Source organism: Bradyrhizobium icense (assembly GCF_001693385.1).
Lineage (GTDB): Bacteria > Pseudomonadota > Alphaproteobacteria > Rhizobiales > Xanthobacteraceae > Bradyrhizobium > Bradyrhizobium icense.
On record NZ_CP016428.1, the window covers coordinates 5,840,251 to 5,851,104 of the forward strand.

General features: G+C 59.5%; 6 protein-coding genes, 3 pseudogenes and 1 riboswitch. Of the genes and pseudogenes, 4 read left to right on the top strand and 5 right to left on the bottom strand.

The features are described 5' to 3' along the window. Window positions 1–106 precede the first annotated feature (106 nt). From fixL to LMTR13_RS27310, 4 genes and pseudogenes are all read left to right on the top strand, one after another. Window positions 107–1,628 (top strand): annotated as a pseudogene (fixL, locus tag LMTR13_RS27295) (sensor protein FixL). Continuing rightward, a complete protein-coding gene (gene fixJ, locus LMTR13_RS27300; protein ID WP_065730480.1) occupies window positions 1,618–2,235 on the top strand; it encodes a response regulator FixJ in 618 nt (205 codons plus the stop codon). Before fixL ends, fixJ begins: the two are co-directional and overlap by 11 nt. An 85-nt stretch (window positions 2,236–2,320) precedes the next feature. Next, window positions 2,321–2,718 (top strand): annotated as a pseudogene (locus tag LMTR13_RS27305) (response regulator). A gap of 115 nt (window positions 2,719–2,833) precedes the next feature. Continuing rightward, entirely contained in the window at window positions 2,834–3,523 is a 690-nt protein-coding gene (locus LMTR13_RS27310; RefSeq protein ID WP_065730481.1) for a helix-turn-helix domain-containing protein, read from the top strand. A gap of 446 nt (window positions 3,524–3,969) precedes the next feature. Here LMTR13_RS27310 and LMTR13_RS27315 read toward each other — a convergent pair whose 3' ends face one another. From LMTR13_RS27315 to LMTR13_RS41325, 5 genes and pseudogenes are all read right to left on the bottom strand, one after another. Beyond that, window positions 3,970–4,173, bottom strand: coding sequence for a cold-shock protein (locus LMTR13_RS27315; protein WP_057846719.1), 204 nt, complete (start codon window positions 4,171–4,173; stop codon window positions 3,970–3,972). A gap of 35 nt (window positions 4,174–4,208) precedes the next feature. Then, window positions 4,209–4,706, bottom strand: a complete 498-nt coding sequence (locus LMTR13_RS27320; protein ID WP_197520926.1) for a Rieske 2Fe-2S domain-containing protein — start codon at window positions 4,704–4,706, stop codon at window positions 4,209–4,211. 101 nt (window positions 4,707–4,807) lie between these two features. Further along, entirely contained in the window at window positions 4,808–7,135 is a 2,328-nt protein-coding gene (gene metE, locus LMTR13_RS27325) for a 5-methyltetrahydropteroyltriglutamate--homocysteine S-methyltransferase (RefSeq protein WP_065730483.1), read from the bottom strand. 102 nt (window positions 7,136–7,237) lie between these two features. Next, window positions 7,238–7,433, bottom strand: a riboswitch (cobalamin riboswitch). 1,815 nt (window positions 7,434–9,248) lie between these two features. Next, a pseudogene (locus LMTR13_RS43465) lies at window positions 9,249–9,727 on the bottom strand (3-methyl-2-oxobutanoate hydroxymethyltransferase); the annotation flags it as partial. Window positions 9,728–9,910: 183 nt separating this feature from the next. Beyond that, window positions 9,911–10,108 carry a hypothetical protein gene (locus LMTR13_RS41325; protein ID WP_156795827.1) on the bottom strand — a complete coding sequence of 66 codons (198 nt, stop codon included), beginning with the start codon at window positions 10,106–10,108 and terminating at the stop codon, window positions 9,911–9,913. Window positions 10,109–10,854: the final 746 nt, after the last annotated feature.

The window sequence follows — 10,854 nt, forward strand, 5'->3', positions numbered from 1 at the left end:
ATCTACATATTTTCTCGCCCTTGAGTGGGGCCGGGCATTCGGCCCATAATCGGGAAAATCTCAACCGAATCCGCGCTCCGGAATTGGACAAGGACAATTGAGCGGCATAGCTCCCTTCCCGTGTGACGACAGCAGCCACGATCAGCGCTTTCGGCTGGGTGCCGACGGCGCTGGCGTCGGCGGCTGGGATATCGATCTGTCCACCAGGGAGTTGTTCTGGTCGAATACCGCGCGAAAACTGTTCGGCGTTTCCAATGCCGCTGCGGTCAGCTACGACCTGTTCCTTTCGCTGCTCGAGCCTGAGGACCGCGAGCGAACCGAGCAGGCGATCTCCCGTTCACTCGAGACCGTCGTTTGACCTCTCCTACCGGCTAAGACCCGAGGACGGCGGCAGCCATTGGGTCCGCGCCCGCGGCAGCGTCATCAGGGACAAGGATGGCATTCCGTCCCACCTTTCCGGCGTCGTGCTCGACCTCGACGAGGAGAAGCGGCTCGAGGAGGACCTGCGCACGCGCGAACGGCACCTGCAGTTGATACTGGAGACCATCCCGGACGCGATGATCGTCATCGACGGCCGCGGCATCATGCAGTTCTTCTCGAGCGCGGCGGAACGCCAGTTCGGCTACCTCCAGAGCGAGGCAATCGGCCAGAATGTCAGCATGCTGATGCCCGAGCCCGACCGTTCACGCCATGACGGCTATATGGCGCGATACGCCGCCACCGGCGAGCGGCACATCATCGGCAGCGGCCGCATCGTCACCGGTCAGCGCAAGGACGGCACCACCTTCCCGATGCACCTGTCGATCGGCGAGATGCAATCCGGCGGCATGCCCTATTTTACCGGCTTCGTCCGCGACCTCACTGAGCATCAGCAGACCCAGGCGCGGCTGCAGGAATTGCAGTCGGAGCTCGTCCACATGTCACGGCTGAGCGCGATGGGAGAGATGGGTTCTGCATTGGCACATGAGCTTATCCAGCCGCTGGCTGCCATCAGCAACTATGTGAAGGGCTCGCGCCGGCTGCTTGCCGCGAGCCCCGATCCGAACCGCGCTAGAATCGAGAACGCGATGGATCGCGCCGCGGAACAGGCGATCCGCGCCGGGCAGATCATGCGGCGGCTGCGCGATTTCGTCGCCCGCGGCGAATCCGAAAAGCGCGTCGAGAGTCTTTCGAAGATGATCGAAGAAGCCGGCGCGCTTGGCCTAGCCGGTGCGCGCGAACAGGACGTGCGAATCCGCTTCAGCCTGGACCCGCAGCATGACCATGTCCTGGTCGACCGCGTCCAGATCCAGCAGGTGCTGGTCAATCTGTTCCGCAACGCGCTGGAAGCCATGGCCCAGTCCGCACGGCGCGAGCTCATCGTCTCTAACCGGCCGATCGACGAGGACATGACCGAAGTCTCGGTGTTCGACACCGGTCACGGATTCCCCGAAGATGTGGAAAAGCACCTGTTCCAGACCTTCTTTACGACCAAAGAAACCGGCATGGGGGTCGGGCTGTCGATCAGCCGCTCCATCATCGAGGCCCATGGCGGCAGGATGTGGGCCGAATCCGATGACGCAGGCGGCGCGACGTTTCGCTTCACCCTGCCGGCGGCACCCAACGAGAGTTTGAAAGATGGCAACTAGAGGAAATGTCTACGTCATCGACGATGATGAGGCGATGCGTGACTCGCTGCACTTCTTGCTCGATTCCGCGGATTTTGAGGTCAGTGTGTTCGAGACGGCGCAGAAATTCCTCGATCACCTTTCCACCACCGAATTCGGCTGTGTGGTCTCGGACGTCCGCATGCCCGGCATCGATGGCGTCGAATTGCTAAAGCGCCTCAAGGTGAGCCGCGCATCCTTGGCCGTCATCATCATGACCGGCCATGGCGACGTCCCCCTCGCCGTCGAGGCGATGAAACTCGGTGCGGTCGATTTCCTGGAGAAGCCGTTCGAGGATTGCCGCCTGGTCGCGATGATCGACGCCGCGCTCCGGCAGGCTGAAGCCGGCGCCCGCGACGAGGCAATGACGCAGGACATCGCCGCGCGGGTCGCCGCGCTGAGCCAGCGCGAGCGGCAGGTGATGGAGGGATTGGTGGCTGGCCTGTCCAATAAGATGATCGCACGCGACTACAATATCAGCCCGCGCACCATCGAGGTCTACCGAGCCAACATGATGACCAAGATGCAGGCTTCGAGTCTTTCGGAACTCGTCCGCCTCGCCATGCGAGCCGGGGCGCTTAAAGATTGAGCTGAATCAAGTCGGCCCCGCTGGAAGGCCTTATGGATGCTCTGATCGACCGCATGGCTGATCAGAAAGCCGCATAAATCCTGTGATGCCCTCACCCAACAGAACGCCCCTTGTCTACGTCGTCGATGATGACACCGACGTGCTCGGATCGCTGCGCTTTCTCCTGGAAACCGACGGTTTTGTGTACGCACTTTCCGCAGCGGCGAGGCGCTCCTGAACGCCATGACTATGGGCTGCGCCGATTGCTTCGTGATCGACTACAAGATGCCGGGCATGAGCGGCATCGACCTTGCCAGTCTCTTGCGCCGGCGCGATATCGATACGCCGATCATCCTGATCACCGGTCACCCCGACGCGTCCATTCCGGCCAAAGCAGCAGTCGCCGGTATTCGCCATGTGCTGGTCAAGCCCCATGTCGAGGACAGCCTTTCCTCCCATATCTGGGACGCGATCAACACGGAGCGGCGGCCCTCTGCGTACTGAAACCGGCACAGCTCCGGGATTCTACGTAAGGCATTGCCCCTAAGGCATGGAGCGGAATTTCCCAGCCGTTTTGTTCCACCTACCAGTTCGCCATCCGCTGCACAGGAGTTGGCTCATGCTCACCCGATCGACCGCCCCGTCCCTCAACGTCAACCGAGCCGCTCCCGGCGCGTTTGGGCCTGTCGAACCGTTTTTCGGCTTCACGGGCCATGCTGGCCTGATCGCCACGGAGTTCACCTACGGCAAGGACGAGGAAATCTACGGTGAGGACGAGCCGGCGGAATATGTTTACCAGGTCGTTCGCGGCGCGGTGCGCACCTACAAGCTGCTGTCCGACGGACGTCGTCAAATCGGCGCGTTCCATTTGCCTGGCGACGTGTTCGGGCTGGAGTCCGGCACCAAGCACCGCCTGGCCGCCGAAGCCATCATCGACAGCACCGTGCGCCTGTTGAAGCGCCGCAGCGTCGAACAGGCGGCCGGCACCGACGTCCGGGTCGCCCACAAGCTCTGGACCATGACGGCTGATGACCTCAAGCGCGCCGAGGAGCACATGCTGCTGCTTGGTCGCAAAAGCGCGATGGAACGAGTCGCCAACTTCCTCCTGGAGATGGACTGCCGCCTCACGGTGGCCGGCATGATGGCGCTCCCGATGTGCCGCCGCGACATCGGCGATTATCTCGGGCTTACGCTGGAAACGGTGTCACGTGCCCTGTCTCAATTGAACGACGAAGGCGTGCTGGGCTTTTCCGGTGCCCGCCAGATCGTGCTGCGCAACCGCCAGCGCCTGCGCAACATGGATATCTGATCGGCCTCATTATGGCGAAGCCAAGTCGAGCGGATTCAGGTTGGCCGATGTGTTAAGCAGTCGCTCCAACCCGAAGCATTCCGGCGCGTTGACGAAGATCAAGTGATGCCGGTCGTGAGGCCAAAACAATGCGCAGGCCATAGATGTCGCCAAACGAAAGTTTTGCGAGATGCATGGTGTTCGCGATTGGACGTTGCATCCGACCGGCTCAAGGTAACGGGAGCGCAGCCGACGGCAGATCGCAATTGAACGCGATCGCCGCCTCGCCTCCGCCCGCCTGGTCCGCGAGCAGGGGGCTTGATGTTGCACCGCCTGCCGAGACCTGGCCACTTACCTTGCGAGGTTTGTTCATGGAGTAGGAGAAGCTAGAGGCGCTTTGGAACGCCCGCGGTGATAAGAAAGCCTTCATATGGCGGCCGGGAATGAAACTGCCCAAGTCTCTATGATCAACCGATCACGACCTTTTCGGCCCGACTACGTCCGGTCCTGCGGTCTACACCGATTTCATAGCTTACGCGGTCTCCTTGCTTGGGCGTTACACCTGGCAACAAGCTGCTCACGTGGAAGAATAGGTCTTCACCGCCGGTGTCAGGCGCTATAAAGCCGAAACCCTTATCGTCCTTAAACAACTTCACCTTGCCTTGGGGCATGTTCTCCTCTCCGAATCACTTAAATTAACGGCGTATCAGATCATTAAACTCGACATACCTGCTCGCCTCAAGTGATTTGCGGAATTAGGATTAGCTTTAGTGCGCCAGCTCCGCCGCGTTGAGCCGTGATAACAGCAATGCAGCCGGCAATCCCTGACGACGCCTTTCGACAATGGCACCTGCCGATAGGCGCAGCGATCTTCCAGCGCGAACAGATCGCCCTGTCTTTGCCGAACGACGACGGTTCGCTCGCGAGACGAGGAAGCAAAAGTGTTCTCCGGCCTGATCTCACGCGACCAGGCAAGAGCATGCCAATGGTCCGGATGCGCATCGCCCGTTCGCAAATCCACCGATACTTCGGCGGCTCCGGTTCCCAAAATCTGCAACGCTCGACTCAATAACTCCACCGAGATGGATCGAGAGATTTCGTCCGGCGTCTCGTTCACCTGGATCGTTTGGGCGTTGCTTCCGACGAACTCCAGGATCGTTTTCTCGCCATCACGCCACATCGCCCCGACAAGCGAGAAATTCACGCAACGGGGCTCCTCCTTTCCAAAGCGGGTGCAGTTGATGCAGAAACGCATCGGCGCTCCCTGTGAAAAAAGGCGCCGGACATCGGCGATTGCCTCGGGGATCAGGACGCCGCCCGCAATTCACGGGCAGCGGCGACCATATTGATGAGCGCAGGACGCACCTCATCCCATCGGCGCGTTTTCAGGCCGCAATCGGGATTGATCCAGAGCTGCGCATCGGAAAGCCGCTGCCGCGCTAGCGCAATGAGGCTCTTCATCTCGGCCGCGTCCGGCACGCGCGGCGAATGGATGTCGTAAACGCCGGGTCCGATCTCGTTCGGATATTTGTAGCTCTTGAAGGCGTCAAGCAGTTGCATCTTTGACCGCGACGTCTCGATCGAGATGACGTCGGCATCCATTGCCGCGATCGCATCGATGATGTCGTTGAACTCGGAATAACACATATGGGTGTGGATCTGAGTCTCGTCGGCCACGCCCGACGAGCAAATGCGGAAGCTGTCTACGGCCCAGCCGAGGTAGGTCTTCCATTGTGACTTGCGCAGCGGCAATCCTTCTCGGAGCGCAGCCTCGTCAATCTGGATCATCATCGCACTGGACCTCTCGAGGTCGATCACCTCGTCACGGATCGCTAGCGCGATCTGACGGCATGCTTCGCTCCGTGGAATATCATCACGGACGAACGACCAGTTCAGGATCGTCACCGGTCCTGTCAGCATCGCCTTCAGTGGCTTCTTGGTCAGCGATTGCGCGTAGCGCCACCACTCCACCGCCATCGGCTTCGGCCGGGAGACATCACCAAACAGGATGGGCGGCCGGACACAACGCGAGCCGTAGGACTGAACCCAACCATGCTTGGTGAATGCGAAGCCGGACAGCTGCTCGCCGAAATACTGCACCATGTCATTGCGCTCGAACTCGCCATGCACGAGAACGTCGAGACCGATGTCTTCCTGCCAGCGCACCGCGCGTGCCGTCTCCTCTTTGAGAAACTGCTCGTATTGTGCGTCGCTCATCGTTCCCCGCGCATGGGCCGCGCGGGCGTTGCGAACTTCCGCCGTCTGCGGGAACGATCCGATCGTCGTCGTGGGAAATGTCGGCAATCCGAACCGCGCGCGCTGAACCTCGGCGCGCCGGGCGAAAGAACTGCGACGGCGCCGCATGCCGTCATCGATTGCAGCCATCCGCTTGGCGACGTTCGCATTGTGAACGTTGGGCGACGTTTCGCGCGCGACGGCCGCGCCTTCTGAGGCCTCAAGTACATCCGCCGCTTCCTCCCAGCCTTTAGCCAGCACGCGCCCCAGCGTTGCGAGTTCTCCGATCTTCTGGACGGAGAAAGCGAGCCAGCTTTTCACATCGGGATCGAGATCGGCCTCGAGTTCGAGGTCGATCGGGACATGAAGCAGCGAGCATGAGGGTGCAATCTGCACGCGGTCCTTGCCGAGCTTTGCGATGGCAGGTTCGAGCTGGTCGAGCACCGCTGGAAGGTTCGAACGCCAGACATTGCGGCCATCGACGACGCCGAGAGAGAGGACAATATCCCTTCGAGCGTCGGCGACAATCGCGCTCAATTGCTCCGGGGCGCGGACCAGGTCGATGTGAAGGCCCGCGACCGGCAACGTCAAAGCGGTTTCCAGGTTGTCGCCGATCGTTCCAAAATAGGTAGCGAGCATGATCTTGAGGTCGGGAACCTTCTTGGCCAGGTGGGCGTAGGTCCGGCGCAGCGCGTCGCGTGTGGCATCATCGAGGTCCAGGACCAGACATGGCTCGTCCAGCTGCACCCACTCGGCGCCCCTTAGGGTGAGTTCGCGGAGAACATCTATATAGACCGGCAGCAGCCTATCGAGGAGCAACAGCGGATCGAATGCAGGATCGGCGCTCTTGCCGAGCTTCAGAAAGGTGACCGGACCAACCAGCACCGGGCGCGTCTGACAACCCAGGCTTTTCGCTTCTTCATACTCCTCGATCGGCTTGCGAGAGGAAAGCGTGAAGGTCTGGTCCTTGTGATATTCCGGCACCATGTAGTGATAATTGGTGTCGAACCATTTGGTCATCTCCTGCGCTGCCGCGCCGTGCTCGGCGTGACCGCCATTCGCATCATGGTCATCGCGCTGTGCGCCCCGTGCCATCGCGAAGTAGGTCTTGAGCGAAACAGGGCCTGCGCTCCAACCGTAAATTTCCGGAATGGCACCGACCATCACGCTGGTATCGAGCACATGGTCATAAAGCGAGAAGTCATTTGAAGGAATAAGGGTTACGCCGAGCGATTTCTGCCGCGCCCAGTTGGCGGCGCGAAGCGCAGCCGCAGCCTCAAGAAGCTGCGTTTCGTCAGACTTTCCGGCCCAATAGCTCTCGAGCGCGAGTTTGAGTTCGCGGCGCGGACCGATGCGCGGCGTGCCGAGGGTAGCGACAGGAATCGAGAGAAGAGACATAGCTTCAACCCCATGTTGGGAGCAAAGGCCATGGCGGACGCGTGCAGAAAAAGCCGCCGAAGCGGCAACTGCTTGGCGCACCACCGGGACACCCCGCCCGTGGACGAATATGTTGTCGGGCCAGGTCTCCTGGCTCGCGGGTCGTCGCTGCTGTCCGGCCTTCCCAAAGCCGCGCGGCTTCAGTGACTTCTATTGGACAGCGGCTCGCCGCTTACAGTTGCGGGGGCAGCGCCGGCATCGCACCGGCTTCCCTCTTAGCTCCGGATCAATCCGGAGAACCTCGACATCTCCGATTACCTGCAAGAGGACCGTTCCGTCAACCTCTCGATAATTACCTGTGAGGTTCTCGGGAGCGATCGTCTGGACAACGGAGGCATCTAGCGCCTCGTCGTCGTGCGGCCCGATCCTCGCATAGAGTTCGGTGCGCGTCTGGATTCGATCGACAATCTTGTGGGTGCCGCGGTCGCGCGATCGCAGCTTACAGATCTTCCTGCGCCTTGTTCGCCACCCGCAGCGCAGGACACCGGCCAGATCACCATTGAATAATTACCTCGAATTCTGCCGCCGCAAAGCAACGGCGTCTTGCCGAAGGCCGTCATGTTGGCGAGCAGCGGCACGCCCGGCATCCGCTCGGCAAAGGCACGAACATTTCCGCGGTGTTGAGCGCGCCGGGAAAATCGGTAGGCGCCCGCCTCCAACTCTGCACGCGCTTATGTGCTGTATCGCGAGGCACACCCATATCTTGCCGAAACTACTGTCGCATCGCCGTACCCATGCGGTGACGTAGCCATTGCCCGATGGTGGCCAACTGCGCGCATATCTTCCCCTGCATCCGCTCCGCGACCACCTAGGCCAAAAACGCCCGTTCAGGCATGACTGCCGCATCACCTTCCAGGCCCTTGCTTGAAAGTTACCGGCAACCCCGATCTCGCGGCCTTCGAGCGGCATGTCATCCATTCCGTCGTCTGGGACTTGAACCGTCCACCGTCGCACTCCGAAACGACCATTCTGCCCGCGCCATATTCCGCGTAACGCTTCGTCAGTTGCAGGCCTTGGAGCAGACATCGGCAGTGCTTGCGGCTTGGCTGTCGGCCTGGGACCAGCTCGGTCCGGCGGACGCCGACGACCCATCGATGCGCTACATTGACATTCCTATCGGCCTGTAGCTGCTCAAGATTCTGAACTCGCAGTGTACGTTACGTACAGACCATAATAGATCACCGAAACCCGTGATGAGGGTCGCCGAGATGACCATCCCGCCTGAACAACGAAGGGAAACGGTGACCTCCCTAGGCATCCGGGCTTATCGCGGTAGACCGACCGATACGTTGAGCTGCACGCTGCGTCCAGTTGATCATCTTTGCACAAAAGATGCGACACATGCACAAAAATCACCGCCAAACGGCGCAAGAACTCGAGTATTCGATCATTTGTTCGCGCGACTAGAGACGACTAAAACGGCATCTCGTAACACTGATGTTCTCACAAGCTTGGAGTTCTCGGTGAGTGATCGATCTACTCATCTCGATGCTCCTTCAGCGGCCCCTTGGGGCGTTTCCTCCCTGACTTGGCCGCGCGTAATGTTCGCGCGGCCTTTTTTCTGCATCCAGCAAGAGATTGACTTGCAGGATTCAATGGGCTTTGAACGCAAAAACGCATGGTGCGAGTAGGTTCTCGCGCGGGGTCATTAGCTCCAATTTTCGATTTGATTTCGAGAAGAGGACGCTTCCGCAAGGCCGGTGATTGACGTCTTCGTAATGTAATAAGCCGCCTCCGCGTCTTCGGGCGAGCGGCTCTGCAAGAAAGGTTGCGGTCGGTATCTTCAAGCGGACTCCAGAGCGTCGCTCATGTATATCGAGTTCACGACTCGGCCACATCCAATCAACGGTGAGCCGCCAGATCCGTCGGAATACTTCCAGACGACCAATTAGTTTGGTCGTGCTTTGTCATCTGAGACCGTCGGTCTCATCCGTCTGTCATACCGTTCCGCTAGATCCAGCAGCCTTTTTCTGGTGAAAGGGTCTGCCTTGTCCGCTAGATCGCGAATGATCTGGGCCCGGTCCTTTAAAAATTGCTCATCCACGAAAACACCTATCCAGTGCAAGTTTCCATATCTCTTAGCACACTCAGTCGTTCGGTTCTCATCGGCTTTCCTTCCCTGCACCTTGGATCCACCCATGACATTAACGCTCTTGGGGGGTGGGACCGAGATGGTCCATTATAGGAATTTCGCAATTGACCAAGGCACGCACCATTCGACACGCTTGGCATCACCCTCGAGCTTCACGGCGTAGGCGCTAGAAGGAAGCCTCCGGCGTTCCGCCAGAAGCAAGGCGTGGGTCTGCCTGTGTGCGCGCAACCGCATCTAAGTTATAATTCCCATGGCCATGCTGACCGGCACTGTGTTGCCGAGCCCAGGCAGACGTTGCCAACGCTATCTCCGACCAGGATGACTTCGACGGTGGGGTCCGCGAAACGTGCCGTACCAGCGTCGTACGCGGTGGCCCAGGCGACACGACGTCCCTTCACCGTCCACCGCTGCAGCATTGGAGTCGCGACACGTTCAAGAGGCTGCTCTGAACTGTGACTCATTTTAGATCTCGATCGATCGCTTGCCCCGTATCCCTGCAGTCAGTGCTTCCTATGGAAGTCGAGAGAAAACTGTCAATGGTAGGAAGAACGATCTCGTCTCCAAAATTGGTGACCTACGCCCAAACGTTAACAGTCGCGCATCCATCTCTGTCGCTAGTTCCCTGCGCCGCGTCCGGGGACTGCTCACGAAGGCTCCTGTTCCGACGCTGACGGATCCAGCAAACCAAACGGGATCCAGGCCAGAAACGGCCAGAAGAAATAGAAGAATGCGACCGCTGGATACGGCGCGGTCAACCTAATTTCGTCGCGCGACAGGTCAGCCGCAGCACGCTTGTTCATCCTGTAAGCAGTAAAGTCGATGATTGTTGCCGTCTCTGTCACTTGATACTTTCATGCTACTCTTTAACGCGTGACACCGAATTCTAGTGACAAGTTTTTCAACTCGGCTAATGCGCTTCTGCCCCGAGCCTGTCTCCCGCGGCGACTCAGTGCCACGTATTAAGCCGCTCGCAACCAGCGAAGCCATTTGTGGTCGGCCTCCCGCCGCGCCTTGAAGCGGTCGACGCATTTCTGGGAACAAAGGGCCGTTCGCCAGCAGTAGTAGCGGATCAGTCCGAACTTTCCGCCGCACACCGCACAGCACCTCACTGAACCGTGGGAGGGAATATGTGAGCTGTTGCGCATTTTCGCCTCCTGTCGGCGTTAGGTGGATAGCCCCTGCACTTTCCTCGCCTCAGCACCACGCCCGGACGTGAAATGCCGCGTCGGCGATGCCAAGTCTCCCGGCAGGTACGGGCACTGGGCGCAAGAGTTTGACGCTCATATGCGCCTCCTTCGTGAAGCGACGGTTCAATCGGAGTACTTCGCTGAGATTTCCAATTTGTAACGAATATATTTGTCTTGATTAATGCAATGAGCGGGGCGTTGGCGGTGAAATCCTGCGATCGAACGACTTCCTTCGACGGATTTCAACTACCCGAGCTGAGGGGGTGCAGCACTCGCCCGATCTCGTCGCTGCGACGTCATCCTTTCGCGCTGTCAAAGGTCGGCAATCCGATTTTTACCTCCAGCTGCTCGAAATGCATGTCACTGTGGGCTGGGTAAGATGTAGATTTTGCGGCTGCCTT